At 69.3% G+C, this 20,501-nt stretch carries 22 protein-coding genes; 10 read left to right on the plus strand and 12 right to left on the minus strand.

Translation table 11 applies throughout. The annotated features are described in order from the left end of the window. Positions 1-2: 2 nt before the first annotated feature. Positions 3-365, plus strand: coding sequence for a GatB/YqeY domain-containing protein (locus ACTRO_RS15805; protein WP_034263845.1), 363 nt, complete (start codon positions 3-5; stop codon positions 363-365). A 41-nt stretch (positions 366-406) separates the two neighbouring features. Here ACTRO_RS15805 and ACTRO_RS15810 read toward each other — a convergent pair whose 3' ends face one another. The 4 genes from ACTRO_RS15810 to ACTRO_RS15825 all read right to left on the minus strand — a co-directional run bounded on the left by ACTRO_RS15810 (position 407) and on the right by ACTRO_RS15825 (position 3,614). Next, the gene (locus ACTRO_RS15810) at positions 407-694 is read right to left on the minus strand and encodes a hypothetical protein (protein WP_034263847.1); all 288 of its coding nucleotides are present in this window, start codon (positions 692-694) and stop codon (positions 407-409) included. Positions 695-758: 64 nt separating this feature from the next. Further along, positions 759-1,760, minus strand: a complete 1,002-nt coding sequence (locus ACTRO_RS15815) for a hypothetical protein (protein WP_034263849.1) — start codon at positions 1,758-1,760, stop codon at positions 759-761. Positions 1,761-2,070: 310 nt separating this feature from the next. Next, a complete protein-coding gene (locus ACTRO_RS15820) occupies positions 2,071-3,255 on the minus strand; it encodes a hypothetical protein (RefSeq protein WP_034263851.1) in 1,185 nt (394 codons plus the stop codon). Positions 3,256-3,329: 74 nt separating this feature from the next. After that, positions 3,330-3,614, minus strand: coding sequence for a hypothetical protein (locus tag ACTRO_RS15825; protein ID WP_034263853.1), 285 nt, complete (start codon positions 3,612-3,614; stop codon positions 3,330-3,332). Positions 3,615-3,744: 130 nt separating this feature from the next. Here ACTRO_RS15825 and ACTRO_RS15830 point away from each other — a divergent pair, with 130 nt between their 5' ends. The 3 genes from ACTRO_RS15830 (at position 3,745) to ACTRO_RS15840 (ending at position 7,767) form a co-directional block, all read left to right on the plus strand. Continuing rightward, positions 3,745-4,344: an HAD family hydrolase gene (locus ACTRO_RS15830; protein WP_034263854.1), complete on the plus strand. Its 600-nt coding sequence runs from the start codon at positions 3,745-3,747 to the stop codon at positions 4,342-4,344. 115 nt (positions 4,345-4,459) lie between these two features. Next, complete coding sequence (locus ACTRO_RS15835; RefSeq protein ID WP_034263855.1) at positions 4,460-6,130, plus strand: hypothetical protein; 1,671 nt, start codon at positions 4,460-4,462, stop codon at positions 6,128-6,130. A 137-nt stretch (positions 6,131-6,267) separates the two neighbouring features. After that, positions 6,268-7,767 (plus strand): DUF4246 family protein, encoded by a 1,500-nt coding sequence (locus ACTRO_RS15840; protein WP_157436262.1) that lies wholly within the window; start codon positions 6,268-6,270, stop codon positions 7,765-7,767. A 66-nt stretch (positions 7,768-7,833) separates the two neighbouring features. Here the strand turns inward: ACTRO_RS15840 and ACTRO_RS15845 are convergent, their stop codons facing one another. The 6 genes from ACTRO_RS15845 to ACTRO_RS15870 form a co-directional block, all read right to left on the minus strand. Next, complete coding sequence (locus tag ACTRO_RS15845) at positions 7,834-8,517, minus strand: hypothetical protein (protein WP_157436264.1); 684 nt, start codon at positions 8,515-8,517, stop codon at positions 7,834-7,836. 308 nt (positions 8,518-8,825) lie between these two features. Beyond that, positions 8,826-9,452 (minus strand): NADPH-dependent F420 reductase, encoded by a 627-nt coding sequence (locus tag ACTRO_RS15850; RefSeq protein ID WP_034263857.1) that lies wholly within the window; start codon positions 9,450-9,452, stop codon positions 8,826-8,828. A 197-nt stretch (positions 9,453-9,649) separates the two neighbouring features. Next, the gene (locus tag ACTRO_RS15855) at positions 9,650-10,573 is read right to left on the minus strand and encodes a hypothetical protein (RefSeq protein WP_157436266.1); all 924 of its coding nucleotides are present in this window, start codon (positions 10,571-10,573) and stop codon (positions 9,650-9,652) included. Positions 10,574-10,595: 22 nt separating this feature from the next. Continuing rightward, positions 10,596-11,126, minus strand: coding sequence for a SigE family RNA polymerase sigma factor (locus tag ACTRO_RS47235; RefSeq protein ID WP_051450903.1), 531 nt, complete (start codon positions 11,124-11,126; stop codon positions 10,596-10,598). Then, positions 11,123-11,692: a hypothetical protein gene (locus tag ACTRO_RS47240; RefSeq protein WP_157436268.1), complete on the minus strand. Its 570-nt coding sequence runs from the start codon at positions 11,690-11,692 to the stop codon at positions 11,123-11,125. Before ACTRO_RS47240 ends, ACTRO_RS47235 begins: the two co-directional genes overlap by 4 nt. Positions 11,693-11,870: 178 nt before the next feature. Beyond that, positions 11,871-12,176, minus strand: coding sequence for a helix-turn-helix transcriptional regulator (locus tag ACTRO_RS15870; protein WP_051450904.1), 306 nt, complete (start codon positions 12,174-12,176; stop codon positions 11,871-11,873). Here ACTRO_RS15870 and ACTRO_RS15875 point away from each other — a divergent pair. Then, positions 12,157-13,296: an ROK family protein gene (locus tag ACTRO_RS15875; protein ID WP_051450905.1), complete on the plus strand. Its 1,140-nt coding sequence runs from the start codon at positions 12,157-12,159 to the stop codon at positions 13,294-13,296. The genes ACTRO_RS15870 and ACTRO_RS15875 overlap by 20 nt on opposite strands. A 30-nt stretch (positions 13,297-13,326) precedes the next feature. Here ACTRO_RS15875 and ACTRO_RS15880 read toward each other — a convergent pair whose 3' ends face one another. Next, a complete protein-coding gene (locus ACTRO_RS15880) occupies positions 13,327-13,899 on the minus strand; it encodes a helix-turn-helix domain-containing protein (protein WP_034263861.1) in 573 nt (190 codons plus the stop codon). A 39-nt stretch (positions 13,900-13,938) separates the two neighbouring features. On the opposite strand from ACTRO_RS15880, the gene ACTRO_RS15885 reads away from it, so the two are divergent. From ACTRO_RS15885 to ACTRO_RS15890, 3 genes are all read left to right on the plus strand, one after another. After that, positions 13,939-15,231, plus strand: coding sequence for a benzoate/H(+) symporter BenE family transporter (locus ACTRO_RS15885; RefSeq protein ID WP_051450906.1), 1,293 nt, complete (start codon positions 13,939-13,941; stop codon positions 15,229-15,231). 274 nt (positions 15,232-15,505) lie between these two features. Continuing rightward, positions 15,506-15,679, plus strand: coding sequence for an IS3 family transposase (locus ACTRO_RS51420; protein WP_425394881.1), 174 nt, complete (start codon positions 15,506-15,508; stop codon positions 15,677-15,679). A gap of 33 nt (positions 15,680-15,712) precedes the next feature. Next, positions 15,713-18,805, plus strand: coding sequence for an AfsR/SARP family transcriptional regulator (locus ACTRO_RS15890; protein WP_211244275.1), 3,093 nt, complete (start codon positions 15,713-15,715; stop codon positions 18,803-18,805). 18 nt (positions 18,806-18,823) lie between these two features. Here the strand turns inward: ACTRO_RS15890 and ACTRO_RS15895 are convergent, their stop codons facing one another. Next, positions 18,824-19,009 (minus strand): hypothetical protein, encoded by a 186-nt coding sequence (locus ACTRO_RS15895; protein ID WP_034263863.1) that lies wholly within the window; start codon positions 19,007-19,009, stop codon positions 18,824-18,826. Between the two features lie 278 nt (positions 19,010-19,287). On the opposite strand from ACTRO_RS15895, the gene ACTRO_RS15900 reads away from it, so the two are divergent. Then, positions 19,288-20,064 carry a thioesterase II family protein gene (locus ACTRO_RS15900; protein WP_034263864.1) on the plus strand — a complete coding sequence of 259 codons (777 nt, stop codon included), beginning with the start codon at positions 19,288-19,290 and terminating at the stop codon, positions 20,062-20,064. Positions 20,065-20,074: 10 nt separating this feature from the next. After that, complete coding sequence (locus tag ACTRO_RS43390; protein ID WP_051450907.1) at positions 20,075-20,464, plus strand: ATP-grasp domain-containing protein; 390 nt, start codon at positions 20,075-20,077, stop codon at positions 20,462-20,464. Positions 20,465-20,501 lie beyond the last annotated feature (37 nt).

Consider the following 20,501-nt stretch of genomic DNA (forward strand, 5'->3'; position numbering starts at 1 on the left):
GCATGCTTCCCCCGCACACCGAGCCCCTGCGCGAGCGCCTTCGCGCAGCCGTGCCCGCCGCCATGAAGGCTCGCGACCGTCGCACGGTCGCCGCGCTGCGCTCCGCCCTGGCCGCGATCGACAACGCCGAGGCGGTTGAGGTCGCGATCGACGTGCGGGCGGGAGCGATCGAGGCGAGCCCGGTCGGCGCCGGCTCGGCGGAGGTGGCGCGGCGCGTGCTGACCGAAGCGGACATCGTCGCACTCGTGCAAGCCGAGGCGGCCGACCGCAGAGCAGCGGCCGCTGCCTACGAAGCCACCGGCCACCACGACCGCGCGATCGACTTAGCGGCGCAAGCCGACGCGCTCGAGGCCCACCTGAGCTGATTTCTGTGCACGCGTATGGCCCGCGCCGCGCGGCTGTTGCGTCACGCCTCGAGCCGCAGAATCCGGGTGCGCGCGATCACCCGGGCACGCTCGCCTTCAAGCGCCAGACGCCGAGGATCCGACAGGTAGCCGTCCAGTCCCGCCTGGTCCCGCAACTCGATCAGCTGGACCTCGAGCGGGTCGTCCTCGCTCGCGCGAACAACGGTCTCGCGGGCGACCAGCCGACCGCCATGCTCGTCGAGCAGGGGCAGCACGGCGTCCTCATAGCCTCGAAGATCTTCCTCTGCACCTTGGGCGGGCCAAAGCAGGACACAGAGACGGATGGTCATGGCGACGAGTCTGCCAGATCGCCGGGCCACCGAGTCGTGTGAAATACCAAGCGCGGGCCTGAGGTCACCGCTTCCCGCGCGGACGGCGGCGGCCCGCGAGCCGGGCGCCGGCCAGGGCGATGCAGGCGAGCGTCGCCGCGGCGCTCGCGGCCAGGGCGCCGGAGGTCGCGCCCGTTCCGGCGCCGGCCGTATGGACGTCGGCGACGGAGGCGAGTTGCGGGTGCTGATACGTGTGGGTGGGGACGGCGGCGGCGGACGGCGGGCTGCTCGGGCCGGCTGGGGACGAGGCGGCGGCGCTGGGGGACGGCGTCGGAGACGGCGTGCGGGACGGTGCGGTCGATGCCGCGGTGTGAGCTTTGGCGGTGTGGGTGACCGTGCCGTTCGCGGAGCCGCTGCCGCCGCCGCTGCTGCCGCCACTGCCACTGCCACCGCTGTGCCCGCTGCTCGAGCCGATGCGGAATCCGCACTGCTGCGGGGAGTAGTCCGGCTTCGCCCAGATGAAGTAGTTGGTGTACAGGCCGCCGCTATTCGGCACGATGGTGTATCCACCCGCTGATTGGCCCGCGGCGACGGTGAGCCGGAACTCGAAGGTCACCGAGCCGTGCGGCGGCAGAGTCGGCCACGGCGAGGAGCCCGAGGCGTCGAATACGTAGACGTTGCCGTTGATCTCCTCGGCGCTGAGCCAGCTTCCGTTGGCCGGGTTGCGCATCCGCAGGGTGTTGGCCTTTCCGGGGAACGCCGACGGAGCGGCGTCGTCCGTCTTGTAGATGGTCACGATCGCGCCCATGACCAGCTGGTACGGGTCCGCAGTGTTCTGCGAGACCGTGAGGCTGAAGTCGAGTTCACCACCGGGCTGTACCGCGCTCTGCTCCACGGAGCAGTGGTCGGAGAGCTGGCCGTTCGCCGGGCTCGGCCCGATCCCCTGGCCGGGCGAACTCGCCGACGCGGCCGGCGCGACGCTGCCGGCCAGTGCCGTCCCCGGCAGGCTGACCACGAGCAGCCCCGCGGCGGCGGCGACGGGGGCGAGGAGAGCGGCGCGCGGGGCGCGGATAAGGGCGGAACGCATGACGGTTTCCCCCACCGGACGACTGATTCAGGACCCGAATAGCTGTGCGTGCAGAGCGTAGCACCGGGCCATCGCGGCACAGGGGCCTGATGCGCAACGAATCGGCGTCGGCGCCGCACGCGCTCCGCTCCCCGAAATGCGCGCCGTTCCAGCCCCCGAGCCGCCGAAAGGGCCCACGTCGGCCAGGCTCGCCCGGCGGATCTACACCGCCGGGACGATGACCCGGGTGACTCCGACGCGGGCCCCGAACAGCTCAGGGCTGCGCTGACACAGGCTCAGCTGTCGATACTCGAAGCCTGATTCAGCTCGGTCATCGCTGATTCTGTTCCACCAGCGGGAAGCTGTCCGACCGGTCGCCCTGCGCCATGTAGGCGCCGACTGCGAAGAGCCCGTCTCGGGTGGAGAGAGCGGCGGTGTACATGGCGCCGCCATCGACGTTCGGCAGGTTCAGCGAGTGCCAGGCGCCGTCCTCGAGGACCTCGCCGTACTGGACGAACACCGTGACGGACGGGTCGTAGCCGACGACGGCGAGGCCCTGCGGAGTGAGCGTCGCGCCGAGCAGCGTCGCGTAGCCGGACGGTTCCGGCAGGTTCGTCTGCCACTTCCGACCGTCCCAGTGCTCGATGAGCGCGTGGCCGGGATCGGTGTTCGTGAGATAGGCCGTGCCGACCACGTACACGCCGCCGGTACCGTCGGGCACCAGAGCATTGGCTTCACCGTATTCGCCGTACGCGCCGCTGATGCCGGCACCGGGCAGCGCGACCTGCCGCCAGGTCCTGCCGTCGCCGTGCAGCAGGACCGGCGCATTGGTGGCGTAGTCCACACCGGCGGCGTAGAGATCGTGCGGGCCGACGGCCGTGACGGCGCTGAGGGCGACTCCGTCCGCAATGCTCGCGGGGAGCGCCGCGGCCTGCCAGGAGACTCCGTTCCAGTGCTCGATCAGAGCATTGATATTCTGGTCGTCGCTCTGGTCGTTGCCCACGGCCCACGCGTCGGCCGGACCGAGCGTCGCCACCCCCAGGAGTTCGCCGTAGTCGGCCTCCCCGCTCGGGAGCGGCACGTCGATCACGGTCCACGCCGAGCCGTTCCAGTGCTCGGTGACGACCGCCTTGGCGTCCGAGGCTCCGACACTGTCGCCGGTCACCCACACGTCGTCGGGACCGGCGGCGGAGATCGCGTTGGCTCGACTGGACCCGCCGAGGGCCGGGGTCGCAACGGCGTTCCAGGTGCCGCTGCCCGCGCTGTGGGAGAGCACCAACGGCGAGAAGGAGACGCCCTCGCCCGCGTCGCTGACGTCGAATCCAACGGCCCACTGGGTGCTCGGGCTCACGGAGGTGACGGCGAGGATGTTCGTGTCGCTGCCCGGCACGCTCTGCTGCGTCCAACTGCCGGAATCAGCGCGCGCCGTCGTGCACATCCCGGCCGCCAGCGGCACGGCGACGGCTGCCACGAGGGCGAAGCGGCCTCGGCGGTTTGTGATCATGTTGTCGGTCATGCATCCTACACGCGGTGCGCTCCGGAAAGGTTGTCGCGCTCATTCAGTTGCTGCACTGAGGTACAGCCGGCACCTCACAGCTCGGGCGCGCCGGCGCGGGCAGCCCACCACGCGACAAGCCGGTCCGCCATGGTGTCGGTGTCGGCAGAGCGCGGGTCCAGGCCGAAATGCTCCTCGACCTCATTCCACAGAAACGTGCTGATGGCTGCCTTCCCCGCCCCGTCCCGCAACCGGGACAGCAGCGGATCGATCAAGCAGTCGTACTCGTCGTCCGGCGCGAACTCGGCAACGCCGATGGGATCCCACTCGTTCAGGATCAAGCGCAGATCGCTGTGGGCAAGCCCGAAGTCCGGAGTCATCGTCCGGGATCCTAGCCGACCGGCAGCCCGCCCTGCCGTGCCCGGCCTGCCCGCCCCGGGTGAAGACCAACATCGTCAGAACCCGATATCGTCTCCTGCCAACGATAATCTTGAGGGAGAAGGAGAACCGGTGGCCATCCGCGCGGTGGTCTTCGACGTGGGCGGGATCCTGGAGATCGCGCCGCGCCTGAGCGTCGAGGAGAAGTGGGAACCGGAGTTCGGGGCGGAGTTCCACGTCGGACTGTCCGAAGTCTGGTCGGCCGGCTCGGTGGGCGCGATCACGTTGGAGCAGGTCCACGAGCAGCTCGGCCGGATCATCGGCGCCGAGCCGGACCGCATAGCGGCGTTCATGGAGGACATCTGGGCCGAGTACCTCGGCGAGCTCAACACCGACATGTGGGACTACCTCGACGAGGTGCGGGGCGAGGGCTACAAGTTGGCCGTCATCAGCAACAGCTTCGTCGGGGCCCGGGAGCGGGAGGAGGAGCGCTACGGGTTCAGCAAGCTGACGGACTTCATGATCTACTCACACGAAGTCGGGTTCTCCAAGCCCGACCCGCGTATCTACACCCTGTGTCTGGAGCAGCTCGGCGTCGAGCCGGACGAAGTCGTGTTCCTGGACGACTCCGAGATCACCGTCGCCGGCGCCCGGGCGATGGGCATGCGCGGCGTCGTGTACGAGCACAATCGGCGGGCGATGAAGGACCTGGACAAGCTCCTGGACCGCTGATCCCGCCGGACGCGCTCGGCGTCCGCACACAGCAGCAGCATCCGCGCCGCGCCCCTGGGATCGCGGCGCGAACTTCATTTCGGGAAGCACTCCACCCAGATCGCGGGGAGAGACCGTGGGCATAAGAACGAATCAGGCTACGCCGTCAGCGAATATACATGGCCGTATATCTGCCGGAGCCTCCAGACGCCAGGAGCGCGCCGCGCTGAACGAGGCGCACCGCCACCTCGGCGACATCGAGAAGTGGTTCATCAAGCGGGGCCTGCCGCACTTCATCGAGAACTACAAGGCGACCGATGACATCTTCAGCCGGACGCTGCCGCTGATCGTCCTGCTCATCATCGTCCAGATGGGCCTGGAGCTCTCCAGCAAGGACGTCACCTGGCACGACCGGGTGATCGGCGGCGTGGTCGGCGTGGTGTGCGTCCTGGGTCTGTTCCTGGTCGCCAACCTGATCCGGCAGCGGCGCCTGTGGTGGCGGCTGCCCAAGCGCGTCGGCCTGGTCGAGATGGCCGTTCTGGTGGTCCTGGGCCCGGTGGTCGGCCTGGTGGCCAGCGCCAGCACGGAGGCCGTCGGCATCAACCTGGCCGCCAACGTCGGGCTGTTCCTGGTGGTGTACGGACTGGTCGCCTACGCGATCCTGCCCGTGATCATGTGGGCGGTGAGCCACGCGGTCCGGGAAGTCAAGAACCTGGTTCGCCTGGCCAGCAAGGCGCTGCCCATGCTCGCCCTGTTCGGCACGTTCCTGTTCCTGAACGTCGACATGTGGCACATCGCCTCGTACTTGGACCGCTCCGACCTGTGGCGGATCGTCGGGTTCTTCTCCGTCGTCACCCTGCTGTTCCTCGTCGCGCGGCTGCCGGAGGAGATCCGCTCGCTGACCGGCGGCTTCACCCGGGAGACGGTGAGCGCCGCCGCGGCGGGCACGCCACTGGTGCGGCACCTGGAGGAGCTCGACGAGATCCTGCCGCAGCTGCGCACCACCCGGCGCCAGCGACTGAACATGCTGTTCGTTCTGGGCTTCACGCAGATCATCCAGATCCTGCTGCTGTCCCTGGTGGTGTTCGTCTACTTCATCACCCTGGGTGAGATCGCGGTGAAGCCCGGCCAAGTCGCCGACTGGTTGCGCGTCCCCGAGTGCGAGGTCACGAACTATCACCAGGTTCACGAGATCGCCACCAAATGTGCAGACCCCGACGGCTGGATGCGGGTCATCCATCCGGGCCACTTCTTCGGCCTGGAGGCGCGAATCCCGGGCACCGAGGTCGTGTTCTCCGACCCGCTGATCCAGACGGCGCTGCTGCTGACCACGTTCTCAGCGTTCTTCTTCGCCGTCTCGGCCGTCACCGACGAGGCCTACCGCAAGGACTTCTTCGAGAGCATCACCGCGAAGCTGACCAAGTCGCTGGAGATCCGCTGCGGGTACGTGCACCTGTACCTGAAGGCGGCGGCGAACGTCGGCGGCCTGCACCGGTTCGGCGGCGCGGAAGCTCCGTCGGCCACGACCTTCGGCGCGGCGCTGGCCACAGGCCATCAGCAGGTACTGGCGGGGCAAGGCAGTCCGGTGCCAGTCACAGCCGAGGCCGTCGCCGCCGCGGTGGCCGCCGCCGAGCCGGGGACGACCACGACGGTCGTGACCAAGGTGGTTACCACCGAGGTGGTCGTCAGCGGAGCCGCGAGCACCCCAGCTGCCGGTGGTGGCGCGGCACCGGTCGGCGGCCTCGTCCCGGCGCCACGGGGGCTGATGGACCATCACGACTCGAACGACCCGCACCAGCACGAGTAGCGGTGTCGGCGGTGGCGCCGGTCCCGGGTGATGGACCGGCGCCTGTGTCGGAGGCGGCGGTTAATGTCGACTCGACCATGCGGCGCGCTGCGTGCGCACGATGGGTCACCGTGTTCAGTCTGGGGAGATCTGTGAAGTTGCACGAGACAGCCGCTTTTCCGTTGCCCTTCGTCGAGGAACACCTGATGTCGGTAGCGCCGGTCCGCACGCTCCGGGAACTGGAGATGATGCGGATGAGCGCGCTCATCCGGGCGAAGCCACAGTGGCACGTCAAGATGAACGACGCCGAGGTCTCGGCCACGTGGACGCGGGAGGCCGCCGAGCAGGGAATGACGGAGGCGCAGATCCGTTACGTGCTGGCGGAACTCGTGCACTACGCGCAACTCAGGGACGAGCAGAGCGGCATCGAGGTGTCCGGTGTCGACGGGGTGTGGCAGTCCGATTCGTTGATCGACGACGAGCTCAGGTCTCGACTGCGCAAGGCGGTGCAGGTCCTCGAAGACGTCCCCGAAGCACAGCGGGATTGGCATCCGGGCTCCGGCCGGCAAGTCCTGGACCTCGTTCACCCGTCGCTGTTCTGCCTGGTGCGCAACGTGAGCCGCCCGGACGGCGCCCCATGGACCGTCCTCACTGACGACGAGGCGGCCTACGCGGTCTCGAACAAGTTCCAGTGGCTGCCCACCGACGTCGAGGTCGACGAGCACGGCCAAGCCGAGTTCTACTCGTACGTCAACAACGTCCACCCCGAAGCGCATCGCGAGCTCGAATCCGTGCTACCGGCCCTGTTCGGCCGCATGCTCCCGCTGTTCGAGAACGTACTCACCGATCTGCTCCATCCCCGCCCGGCACGGATCGAGGCGGACGGCTATGCCTGGTACGTCGACGAGCCCGTCTATCCGGCCAAGACCGAGGACGAGGATTACGAGGACGCTAAGCGTGCTTGGTCGGAAGCCATGGACGAATGGTGGACCACCCGCAAGCCGTTGATCCCGGACGCCCCCGAGTTCACGCCACCGCCGTCGCCGGCCGACGCCGCTCGAGTGGACCTGCGCAAGCGCCGCCTGCAGGTCATCGTCAAACTCGCCACCCTTCACCTCACCCCCGAAGAGCCCGAATACGCCGGCGGCAGCTGGCATGTGGAGGGGATGGTGAACGAGCGCATCGTCTCGACCGGCATGTACTACTGGGACAGCGAGAACATCACTGACAGCAGGTTGAGTTTCCGCGCGGCGGTCGAGGAACCGCGCTACCAGCAGAACGACGATAACGGCGTGCGCACGGTCTACGGCCTGGAGAACGAAGGCATGCTCAACCAGGTGCTCGGCTCGGCCGAGACGCGCACCGGCCGGGCCCTGGCGTTCCCCAACATCCTGCAGCACCACGTCGATGCGTTCCGCCTCGCGGACCCCTCGCGGCCAGGGCATCGCAAAATCCTGGCGTTCTTCCTCGTCGACCCGTCGGCGACGATCGTCTCGACCTCCGACGTGCCCCCGCAGCAGCCCTGGGCTCCGACCTCGACCATGACGCTCGGGCAGGCGAAGGCGTATCGCGAAGAGCTGATGCAGGAGCGCAAGTACTTCCTCGACGAGAACACCGAAGAACTGTACGAACGCGAGTTCTCACTCTGTGAACACTGACTCGCAGGCGCGGTCGGCGGCACGCGATGGTTGAGAACGGCTGGAGGTGTGGACCGGCGGTCACCGTCAGTTGCCTGCGGCGTTGAACGCCGTGACCGCGACCGATGCAAGCGCGGCAAGCTGGGGTGAGCTGCCGTCCGCCGGCGTGGGTGTGCTGGTCTCATCGAGGACGATCAGCGCACTGCCGATCCGAATCAACATCGCGTCGACGGAAAAGTGGGCCGAGGTGAAATCTGTCGTCAAAGTGGACCTGACCTTCACCATCACGCTCTCGTCGCCTAGCTTCGGCCCGTCGACCACTGTGGCATAGGTGGGCGTATCCGCCTCGCCGATGTTCGTCTTCGCACACCGTGCGCCGAGTTCACGGATATCGGTGAGCACGTGGGCGGCGCCGTCGCCGGGGTAACTGACGAGGCGTTCACTGCCAAGCCACCTCAGGCCGTTGAGCCCTGTGGTGCTCAGCATGATCTCCTTGGTGTTCCTCGAAGCCGGGGGCTCGTAGGTGTCGACGATCTCGAGAGCGTCCTCCAATGCATCGCAGGGCACCCGGCCGAGGGGAGTCGCCTGCGGCGAGGCGGAGCCGCTGTCCGCGGCTGCAGTCGGATCCTGAGGTATGATATTGATTTCAAAGCCCGTTGGAACTGTCTTCGAAGTGAGCTGACGCTGGGTGAGTTCGGCTGCCGACATGGCCGAGGCCGGCGCTGCTGAGCTGCAGCCCGCAGCCAATTGCACGGCAACGGCGGAGCTCACGCCCCACCCGAGATGCCGACGCCACGTAGCTCCCATGTCCAGCCCCCTTCGATGCCCGAATTTTCAGCCGGGGATGCGGTTCGGAGTCACGGCGGCACGCACACCCTGCTGGCAATGCACGAGTATGCACCAACCCGGGCCGGTCGCGTATTGCATTTTCGAGCACTGCCGACCGGCATATCGCATTCCGCTAACCCGACTACTCCGTAGCCGGCCGGGTCACCGTCCGCGATATGCACGGCCCACAGATCCATCTGCTCCAACTCGCCCGAGACCCGGGTCTCGGCCTCGCCGGGGCCGGTTTCCGGTCAGCCCTGCTCGGCGAGCATCAGGCGCTCCTCGGCCGGGGTGTGCAGTGAGTTGTGGCTGAGCGCGCCGAACTGTCGCCGGCCGTTCCCGGCGGTCAGGCGGCCGAGGTCCACCGGGGTGAAGCCCAGTTCCTCGATCAGGCCGGCGACCACGGACCTGGCCTCCGGGTCGTCTCCGGCGAGGGGCAAGCCGAGGCGTTCGGCGGGCTCGCTGCCGGGGCGCCCGGCCGTGGCCAGGACCTGGTACTGCAGCGTGTTGAAGGCCTTGACCAGCCGTGCGCCGGACAGGTGGTCGGCGACGAGCTCGCTGGAGCCGCGCCCGGCGAGGCCGAGGTCCGGGTCCTGTCGCGGGTCGCGGTTCATCGCGTCGATCACGATCCGACCGCTCAGCGCCTCGGCCGGCAGGCTCTTGTATGCGCCCAGCGGGATGGCGAGCAGCACCACCTCGGCGTCGGCCGCGGCCTGCGCCACGCTCGCCGCGCGTACCCCGTGCCCGATCCGGGAGACCTCGTCGGCCAGCGACTCGGGCCCGCGGGAGTTGCTGATCGAGACCTGATGTCCGGCCCGGGCGAACAGTTCCGCCGCGGTGGTTCCGATCAGTCCCGCTCCGATGATGCCGATACGCATGGCAGTCCCCTCAGACTCCTTGGTGACGGGCCCCACCCGTCATCCCCGTTCCAGTCCGCGGTAGAGCGGACGAGATCATTCACAAGTAAGACGTCTGCGGATCGGGCAAGGTAGCACGCGCCGGGAAGAATTCTTTGCGCGCTGCCGTCGGCCGACGATCTGACAGCCGGCACGCCACTTCGGCTTGAAGGACAAGCTCAGGACGTGTCGCGGAAGGCGAGCCAGCCCGGATCGGAGACGACGGCGCGCATCTGGTCGAGGCTCAGCGGCGGGAGGGCGCGGGTGACGTCGACGGTGCCCCCCTGCGGCACGCCGTTGCCCACGTCCAGGGCGACAACCAGTCCGTTCGAGGCGAAGAGGTTCACCTCGTAGTCGTAGAAGCCGGAACCGTCGACTGTTGTCACGATGACGTACTCGGTCTGTCCGCCCGCGGAGCTCGTCTTGGTGCAGCTGGGCTTCGGAGCGCCTGACGGCCGGACTCCCGCATCCGTGGGGTCGAAGTTCACGCAGGTGAACGCGTGGTCGCTGGCCAGCTGCGGAGTGTAGCGCACCACAGAGGCGATGATGTCGGACTGTCCGTGGCCATCATCGAAGACGAGGTCTGCGACTCCGATCGGGTTAACCTGCGGGCCGACCTCGTGCAGTCCGTAGGCGGCGAGCAGCCGGGAGAGCAGTTCCGGGGCGCTCTGCGGAGTGGAGGGGGTGACGGACCCGGTCGAGCTGGAGACGCTCGGGCCGGAAACGCTCGGGGCGGAGATGCTCAGGGCGGAGGCGGGCGAGCCGGAGACGCTCGGGACGGAAACGGGCGAGCCGGTGGTGGGCGGGCGTGCGGTGCCCGGCGGGGTTGCGGGCGTCATGCTCGGGCCGCGGCTTTCTCCGCCCGCGGCAACCGCGCCGCCGCGGGGCGCGCCGCTGATGCCGAATCGCTGCATGCCGATGACGAGCCCGGCCGTCAGCCCGATCATGCCGACGGCCGCGCAGGCGCTCCCGGCGGTACGGCGGCGCCGGCGACGGCGCCCGAGCACGGTGCTGGCCGCCACGATCTCCTCGACCGGCGGCTCAAGGTGAGCTGCCGCCTGCTCGAAGAACTGCGGGAGCTGATTTTCGATGTAGTCGTCCACGACCATGACTCCAGGAGGCGAATTACGGGTTCTGGGGAGAAAAGAGGGCGTCGCGAGACTCGCCGAGCTGCGCACGCAGCAGGCGCAGCGAGCGCGTGTTCAGGCTCTTGACCGCCGACGGGGTGGTGTTGAGGTAATCGGCGATCGTCGCGGTGTCGTGGCCCTCGAGGTAGTGCAGGACCACCACCGCGCGGTTGCGCGGCGGCAGTTGTCGCAGGGCTGCGGCGAGGGAGAGTTGCAGGTCGTGGTCGCCGCCCGGATCCACCTTGCGGCCGGCCAGGTCGTGCGCGTCCACGGGCACTTCGGACGAGCGTTTCAGGCGCCGCTGGGACAGATACGTGCGCAGCAGCACTTTTCGCGCGTACGCCTCGGCGGCCTGCGAGCGCTCGATCCGGGGCCAGGCCACGTACAGTTTGGCCAGGCTGGTCTGCAGCAGGTCCTGCGCGTCGTGGTAGTCGCCGGCGATGAAGTAGGCGACCTTGAACAGCTGGCCGGCCCGCGCGGTGACGAACTCGCGGAACTCCTCCTCGTCCGTCGCGGCCAGGCGCGTCACGGCGTGTACTCCATGGTCAGGCTCGCGGCCTGACCGCCCGCTGTGTAGGTGATGTCGAAGAGGTCGAAGTTCCCCCCGTACGTTCCGTCCGGGCCTTGCGCCATCGTCCGGAACCGGGCGAAGTCCACCGGCTGGTTCGGTGCCATGCCGACACCAAGCACTATGAAGCGCGCGTCGGGTGCCAGCGGGATACGGTATTCGGGCGCGCCGACGTAGCGGATGCAGTCGTCGGGAACACCCTCTCCGCACAGGAGCGCAACCGAGAAAGCGTCGATGTACCTGGCCGATCCTGAGACGCCGACGTAGGCGATGGAGACTTCGGCCGGGCGAGCCGACGGCGGGTAGAGCTTCGCCTTCGGGAACTTCGACTCGTCGGCCTTCGCCTGTGCCACGGCCGAGGATGCCGCGGCCGACGGCGTGATGGCCGTGAGCGTCGATGGAACGGTCCCCGCGCTCGCGGTCGGGGCGCCGGCGCTCGCCGACACGGCTGAAGCGGTTCGGCCGCCATCCGACGCCGCGACCGCCTCGCCATCCGTGCCGGACGCGCAACCGGCCAGCAGCAGCACTACGGCCACCGCAGCCGCCACGGCCGGCCCCGGGCACCCCGCCCCGGCAAGCTTCATCAGACCCCTCCCTCGTTTGCGGCGGGCCCGAGGCCTCAGAGCCGCGCGAGGCGCGGACCGCCACCACTGAGGAAGATGCCTCAGGGAGCCTGGACGGAGCGCCCCGGATAAGTGAGCTGAGTCACACTCCCGGGGCGCTCTCGCCGTCGGGCTTCCAGGACTGGCTGCGGAACCGGCCGGGCGGGAGGCCGACGTGGTGGGAGAAGACGCGGGCGAAGTAGGCGGGGTCGGGGTAGCCGACGCGTGCGCCGATTTTGGCGATGGGCAGGTCGGTGGCGGCGAGGAGGGACTTGGCGCGGTCGAGGCGGCAGCGCGTGAGGTAGTCGCTCGGGGTCGAGCCGGTGACGGCGCGCACCGCGGCGAGAAGGGTGCCGCGGGAGACGGCGAACTCCTTGGCGAGGGCGCCGATGCGGACCGGGGCGGCCAAGTCTCTGCTCAGGGCCTCCAAGCCCACCATCACCAGCCTCGTCGGCGAGCTCGTCGACCTCGGCCTCGCGCGCGAGAGCCACGCGGAGCGCTCCGGCGCCATCGGCCGGCCGGGCCTCATCGTCGAGCTCGACGGGCGCGAGTTCGCCGGGATCGGGATCGAGGTGAGCACCGGTCACATCAAGGCGACGGCGCTGACCCCGCGCGGACAGGTCCTGATCGAGAAGTACTCACCTCTCGACGTATGCCATCTCGATCAGTCCATTGTCATAGACGCCGTCGCGAGCCTGATCAAGGAGACCACGGGCGAGCTGCGCCGGGCGGGCGTGCGGTGCGTCGGCGCGGCGGTCGCGGCGCCGGGCATCGTCGACCCGGTGGACGGGATCGTCGAGAACGCACCCAACATCGGCTGGTCCCACGTCCCCCTGATCGGCGCCCTCACCGAGCGGCTCGGCCGCTCGGCGCCGCCGCTCGGGCTGGGCAACGACGCGCGCCTGGCCGTGATCGCCGAGTACCTCGGCTTCCAGAACCCTGATGTCCATGACCTGATCTACATCATCGGCGGGATCGGTATCGGCGGAGGCTTCATCTCCGACGGTCGCCTGATCACCGGGTCCTCAGGCCTCGCCGGCGAGATCGGGCACATGCCGCTCGACCCCGGCGGGGCAGTGTGTGCCTGCGGCCGGCGCGGCTGCTGGGAGACGATGGTGGGCCTGACCGCGCTGCTGCGTCGGGCTGCGGCTTGCGACGACGAAGTGTTGGACTCGACCATCGACGTGAAGCAGCGGCTCGATGAGCTCGTCGCGCGCGCGGACGCCGGAGATCGGCGCACGCTGGCCGCCCTCGACGCCGTCGGGGCGGACCTCGGCCTCGGCCTGTCGCTGCTGTCCGATGTGATGAACCCGCGCGCCATCGTGCTCGGCGGCTACTTCACGCACGTGAGCCGCTACGTCATCGACCAGGTTCGCGCCGTCATGGCCGCACGTGTGATCACCCCTCGCGCGGGCGACTGCGAGGTAATGGTCTCCACACTCGGATTCGACGCGGTCGCGCGCGGAGCCGCTTGCCTGGCCGTCGACCGGATCTACCAAGACCCGGTCGGTGCCGCCGGACGCGTCTGATCACCGGCGGCGCCGCGAATTCGAGGCCTGTTACTCTGCCGGGTCCGGGCGACCACTTCGCCCGGGGTGCCGGATGAGCAGGGAGGCGTGCACTTCGCCACCGACCGCCTGGTAGATGTGCGGCACGTCGGCGGCGAAGCTGACGTGGCCGCCGGCCGAGACGGTCGACGGCACCTGGGCAGGGCCGACCACCGCGGTGCCGGAGAAGACGGTGAGGTATTCGACCACTCCGTGCGGGTGCGCCGGAGAGGTCTGGGTGGGTCCCGGACGGATCGTCAGCCGGTAGAGCTCGGTGCTGGTTCCGGTGTCGGTGAACACCTCGAGCAGGTGCGCGGTCACCGCCGTGCCGTGCACCGGTTCCGCCACCGTGCGGACGGCGGGCGGGGCCAGCAGCGCCGCCAGGGGGACGTCGAGTCGCGCGGCGATCGCGTAGAGCGTCTCGAGCGTCGGATTGCGCGTTCCCGCTTCGACGGTGGAGAGCGTCGCCTTGCCCAACTGCGCGCCGCGGGCGAGTTCGGACAGGCTGATTCCCCGTTCGGCGCGCAGCGCCTGGATGCGGCGGCCGATCTCCTGCGCGAGCGTCGAGGCGTGCGTCGAGGCCATGGCTACCAGTATGACCGCTTCTCGCGTATCGTTCCGCTTATGGAACGTTCCCTTTATGGAACGGGCGTGCCCGGCCCGCTCCAACCGGTCGTCGCCGGCCTGGTCACCGCGCTGGTCGGCTTCAGCGCGTCGTTCGCCCTGGTCCTCGTCGGCCTGCGCGCGGTCGGTGCCGACCAGCAGCAGGCGGTCAGCGCGCTGTTCGCGCTCTGTCTCGCCCTCGGCGTCCTGAACATCGGGTATGCCCTCTGCACGCGCAAGCCGGTCAGCATCGCCTGGTCCACTCCCGGCGCGGCCCTGCTCGTCACGGCCGGCCCGCAGCACGGCGGATATCCCGCGGCCGTCGGGGCGTTCGTCGTGGCCGGACTGATGGTCGTGGCCACCGGCCTCTCCAGCCGGCTCGTGGCCTGGATCGGGCGGATACCGGCGCCGATCACCTCCGCGCTGCTCGCCGGAGTGCTGTGGCCGCTGTGCCTGGCTCCGGTCCGGGCCGCGGTCCAACTGCCCGGCCAGGCCCTCACCCCGATCGCCGTCTGGCTGCTGCTCTCCAGGTTCGCCCAGCGCTGGGCGGCCCCCGGCGCGCTGGCCGCCGTCCTGATCGAACTGGTCGTGCGCCGCCACACCGGCCTGTCCGGCACGTCCGGCCTCGGACTGGGGCCACACCTGTCGTTGACGATGCCGAGATTCACCGTAGGTGCGCTGATCGGCATCGCCGTTCCGCTCTTCATCATCACGATGGCCGCGCAGAACCTCGCGGGCCACACGGTGCTGCGCGGCTTCGGCTACCACACCGGGCTGCGTCCCGCGCTCGTGACGACCGGCACCGTCACCGCACTCAGCGCCCCCCTCGGTGTGTTCGCAGTCTGTCTCGCCGCGATCAGCGCCGCGCTGGCCGCCGGCCCCGACGCCCATCCGCTGCCGAGCCGGCGCTGGATCGCCACGGTCAGCGCCGGCGTGTGCTACCTCGTCCTCGGCCTCTGCGCCGCACTGGTGATCGCGCTGCTCGCGGACAGCCCGCCGCTCCTGATCGAGACGGTCGCCGGACTGGCACTGATCGCCACACTCGGCTCCGCACTCTCCCGCGCCCTCGCCGACGAACAGCACCGGCAGGCCGCGGTCATCACCTTCGCGGTCACCGCGTCCGGTATCTCCATCCTCTCCATCGGCTCGGCCTGCTGGGGTCTCGTCTGCGGCCTGGCGATCCACATCGTCCTGCGCCGGCGCGAACCGTCCGCCGTGCCCGCACACGAGAACAACAACGGCGTGAACCCAGCCGGCCCCGTCGCTGAAACCCCGGTCGAACACTCATCACAGTCGGCAACCGCCTCCGGGTAAGCGGGACAGGGGCCATTCGCACACCGCTTCCCAGCCCCGAGGAATAACAGAAGCCTCAATCAGATAGCTCGGATTGAGGCTTTGACCTGTACTTTCCCCGCCGGGATGACAGGATTCGAACCTGTGACCCGTTGATGCCGGAACCATTCCCGCCGCCGACCGTTCGTGGAAGCAGGCGGGCATCGAGCGTCCGTCATCCTCGAGCCGCTGGCCAGCAGCTTGGCGTGAAAGGTTTGGTGATGCCTGCGTTATTCAGTGACCGCATAAAAAGGAACTGTTCGATCTCCATGCCTGGATGAATGTCCGACACGTCGCTTCTGCCGCCTTCGAGTTCATAGAAGGCTACTACAACCGGCCGCGCATCCGGCGCGGGCTCGGCTACCTGACCGCGGACGAGTACGAGACGCAGACCCCTTTCACACTTGACTCATGCCCGGTGTGGCCATAAATTCTGATATCAAGCCGCGAGCTCGTTCGTTTCATGCGACAAGGGGAACCTGTGCTCCAGGGCGGCATTCTGCGCTTCAACATACTTGGACCGTTCGAGGCCTGGTCTGACGGAGCCCGGCTCGACCTCGGCGGGCCGATCCAGAAGCGGGTGCTCGCCGCGCTCCTCCTGGATGTCGGCCACATGCTCCCCATCTCCCGGCTGGTCGAAGCGACCTGGGACGAGGAACCGCCCGCGACGGCCACGCACCAGGTGCGCAAGGCCGTCGCCGATCTACGCCGGCGCATCCCCGGCGGCGCCCAGTGCCTCGTGACGGACGGGCCGGGCTACGCCGTCGTCTTGTCGGACACACAGCTGGACCTCAACGAGTTCGACAGCCGGGTCCGTCAGGCGAAGGCCGTCGCGTTGCAGGGGGATCAGCGCCAGGCCGTCACGGTTCTGCGATCCGCCCTGCAACTGTGGCGCGGACCCGTCCTGGCCGGCATGGGCGGTCCGATCATCGACGCGGCGGCGGTCGCGTTGGAGGAACGCGAGCTGATCACCGCCGAACGTTACTTCGAGCTGCGGCTGGTGTTCGACGATCCCTCCGAGCTGGTGGAGGAGCTGCGCAGTTACATTCTGCGCCATCCGCTCCGGGAGACGCTGCGCGGACAGCTCATGCTCACGCTCTACCGGTCTGGGCGGCGGGCCGAGGCGCTGGACGAATACCACAAGGCGCGTGAGCACCTCGTGGAGGAGCTCGGCATCGAACCCGGGCCCCAGCTGGGGAAACTCTACGAACAGATCCTGCGGACGAGCCCGGGGCTGGCCGCGCCCACGCCACCCGAGCCGCCCCGGACCGCGCCTCAGGCCGCGCCGCAGACCGCGGACCAGACCGCGACCGCGCAGCGACCGAAACCGGTCACGGCGAAGGCGGAGGCTCCCAGCACACTGCCGCACGATCCGACCGGATTCGTCGGGCGCCACCATGAACTGCGTCAGTTGCTCAGCCGCGAGCACGGAGCGGAGCAAGAGACTCGCATCGTGGCCATCGACGGCATGGGCGGCGTGGGGAAGACGTCGCTCGCGGTGAAGATCGCGCACCAGCTCGCCGCCGAATACCCGGACGGGCAGCTCTACATCGACCTGCGCGGCTACTCTCCCGAAGAGAGTCCCGTCAGCGAGGGGCCGGCGCTCGAGGTGCTGCTGCGCGCCCTGGGACTGCCCCACGACCGAATACCCGACGACGACGCCGGCCGCACCGCGCAGTGGCGCCGAGCGCTCGTCGGCAAGCAGCTGCTCCTTCTTCTCGACAACGCCTCCGAAGCCTCCGTCATACGCCGCCTGCTCCCGGCTTCGCCCGGCTGCCTCGTGCTGGTGACGAGCCGCGCCCGGCTCGTGGACCTCGACGGCGCGGAGTGGGTCTCCATCGACGTCATGGCTCCCGAGGACAGCGAGTTCCTCGTCGCCGAGCTGTTCCGGGCCCAACAGATCGAGACCGAGCCGGAGGCCGCCGCCGAGTTGGCCGAGTTGTGCGGCCACCTCCCGTTGGCCATCCGCATCGCCACCGCGCGGATGTGCAACCGGCCGCTGTGGTCCCCGCAATACCTGATCGAGCGGCTGCGCGACGAGACCCGGAAGCTGGACGTGCTCACTTCGGGCGACCGCAGCGTCGCGGCGACCCTTCGCCTGTCCTACCAGGTGCTCCCGGAGTCCTGCCGCGCCGCTTTCCGGCGTCTCGCGCTGCATCCGAGCGCCGCCCTCGACATCTACTCCGCCGCGGCACTGCTGTCCCTCGACTTCCGGGAGGCCGAGGAACATCTGGAGATGCTGCTCGACGCCCGCCTGCTGCAGCAGCCGGGACTCGGCCTGTACGTGTTCCACGACCTGGTGCGAAGCTTCGCGATCAGCCTGGGCGGTCCGGCCAGCCGGCTCGATCAGGCGGCCACCACGAGGATGCTCGACTACTACCTGGCGGCGACCGAGTCGGCCTCCGAGATCCTCTTCCCCGGCCGCACCCGCAGGTCCAGCGGTACGCAGCAGCCCACCGCCCAGGTTCCGCCGATCAGGCAGGCGGACGAGGCGCGGAGATGGTTCGCGAGGGAATACAGCACGCTGATGTCGGTGGTGAACTCGGCCGTCGGCGACGGCTACCACCGCCACGCGGTGTACATGGCCCGCGAGATCGGATTCCACCTCAACGCCCTGGGAAAGCTCAGGGAGTTCGCGGAACTCAGCCGGCTGGGCCTCGCGGCCGCCCGCCGAGTGGGGGACGCCGGGCTGCTCAGCGTCAGCCTCTCCAACCTGGGCGTCGCGTGCTGGAAACTCGGGCTCTACGCCGAAGGCGCCGGCCTCGCGGCCGAGGCACGCGATCTGGCCGCCCAGACCGGTGACCGGCACACGCAGGCACACAGCGAAGGCACGCTCGGCCTGTACAAGAGCCTGCAGGGAGACTTCCCCGGGGCGCTGCGCCATCTCGAGGCGGCGGTGGCCCTGGAACACGAACTGCAGGCGTCGCGCGCCGAAGCGGAGAGTCGCACGGTGCTGAGCACCCTGTACGAGCAATGGGGACGGTATCCGGAGGCGGCCGCGGAGGCGCAGAAGTCCATCGCGCTCATGCGGGAACTGGGCCGCCATGAGACCGCGCTCGCCGCGTTCAACGATCTGGCCCTCGCCCACTTCGGCATGCGGGACTACGCGGCGGCCGAAGAGGACCTCACCGAGTCGCTCCGGCTTTGCGACGAGGAGAGCGAGAAGCAGGAGCCGGGCCACGTCGCGATGGCTCTGGCGCTCTCGGCGAATCTCGCTCAGCACAAGGGAGACTTCGCACAGGCTACGTACTACGCCAACCAGGCGCTCGCACTCGTCGAGACGAGCGCATCACCTCCGCGCCAGGCGAAGGTCTACAACCTGCTCGGCAGACTGATGCTGCATCAGAAGGAAAGCTCGGCGGCTCTGCGGGTCCACGGCCGAGCGCATGCGATCGCCTCGGCGATCGATTTCCGGGTGGAGGAGGCTTACGCCCTGTCCGGAATGGCCCGAGCCGCCGCGGCGCTGGACGACGTCCAGACCGCAGCCGACCACCGGACCGCATCTGAGGAACTGTTCACGGCGCTCGGCATTCCCGAGTCCGGCCGACGAGCCTGAGCCGATTCGCGCCGCGCCCTACGGGGCGACGGTCTGGACGACGGTCGGGACGACCGAAGCCGTCGGCCCCTTGTCGTCCGCGACGATCGCGTGTCCGGACGTGTGCTGGTAGCCGGTCACGCCGATGGCGGCGCCCGCGGTCATGAGGCTGAGAACGAGTGCCACGAGCGTGACGCTGGTCGTGTTACGCAGCTTGCCTGCCATGATGCCGCTCCCTTTGTCAGGTCTTCGGTGAACCGGGCCTTTCGATGCCCCTGACACTGCCGGAGGCGGTTCCTGAACCGATCCTGTTCCGATCCCGCGCGTGTTCGTGCGGCGACACGCCGTGGTCCCGACGCGGACCACGGCGTGTCGCCGCACGCAACTGCCTGGTGATTGCCGTCTATCTGCCTGGTGTCCGGCCGAGCGTCACAGGCACGCTTCGAGGTACCACCCGCTGAAGCGGCCAGTCGGCACCCGACCGAGGGCAGGAAACAAGGGCCATGAGTTCGAAGTCGCATAATCCCTGGATCGTCGGCCGCTGCTGCGTCGGCGACCCGCAGATCCGGCTCATCTGCCTCCCCCAGGCCGGCGCCGGCGCCGGTGCGTTCTCGGCGTGGCGCAGACACCTGCCGCCGGGAATCGAACTGGCGCCCGTGGTGCTGCCCGGACGCGGCACCCGCGAGAACGACCCGATCCCCGACGGCTTCGACGCTCTGGCCGAAGCGCTCTTCGACGGCCTCGCGCCCGAATTCACCATGCCGTACGCGATCTTCGGCCACAGCTTCGGCGCGGTGCTCGCCTACGAACTGGCCCGGATGGCCGAGGACCGCGGGCCGCGCGCCCCGCTCGCCACCCTGGTCTCCGGTTCGCGGCCGCCCCAGGTGCGGATCCCGCTGCGGTCCAAGTCCGACGACGAGACCCTGCTCGCCTGGCTCGCCGACAACGAGGGACTGCCCCAGGAACTGTTCGAGTTCCCGACCTTCCTCGACGAGATCCTCCGGACTCTCCGGATCGATCTCGAATACGCGGAGTCGTACGTGGTTCCCGACCCGCTGCCGCTCCGGGGCCCCTTGCACGTCTTCGGTGGAGCGGACGACCGGCTCACCATGGTGGCGGAGCTGCCGCACTGGTCACGGTGCGCCAGCGGCGGATTCAGCGTGCAGGTGATGCCGGGCGGCCACGGATTCCCGTACACCGATCCCGTCGCCATGCTGGCCGCGGTCCAGGGCAAGCTTCCCGGCCTCGTGGCCGCGGGCGCCGCCGGCTCGAGGCTGTGAGGGAGGCGCCATGGGCATCTTCAAGTTCCGCTCCCGCGACGGCGACCGCACCGCACGGGGCCTCCTCGGGGACCTGCTCGACGCCGAGGCCTGGTCCGTACGGCTGAGATCAGGGCGCCGCTGCAAGCCGCGCGGCCTCGCCTCGTTCCGGGCGGGCAGTTCGTTCACCGTCCAGACCAGGACCGAGGACGGCATCCACGAGATCGTCGACATCACCCGCCGGCTGCGCGGCGGCGCGTCCGTGCCGGCCGCTCTCCCGGCCTCGGAGCAGGCCGCGGTGCGCTCCGTCGTCCGGTCGATGCTCGACCTGACGGCCTTCGAATCAGGGACCACACTCACCGAGGTCACGCTCGCGGACGACGGTCCGCGCATCGTCGGCTGCCGCATCCAGGAACCGTGAGCGGAGCCGGACCGCACCCGCCAGTCCCCAAGGAAAG

The sequence above is a fragment of the Actinospica robiniae DSM 44927 genome (genome assembly GCF_000504285.1).
In the GTDB taxonomy this organism is placed as follows: Bacteria; Actinomycetota; Actinomycetes; order Streptomycetales; family Catenulisporaceae; genus Actinospica; species Actinospica robiniae.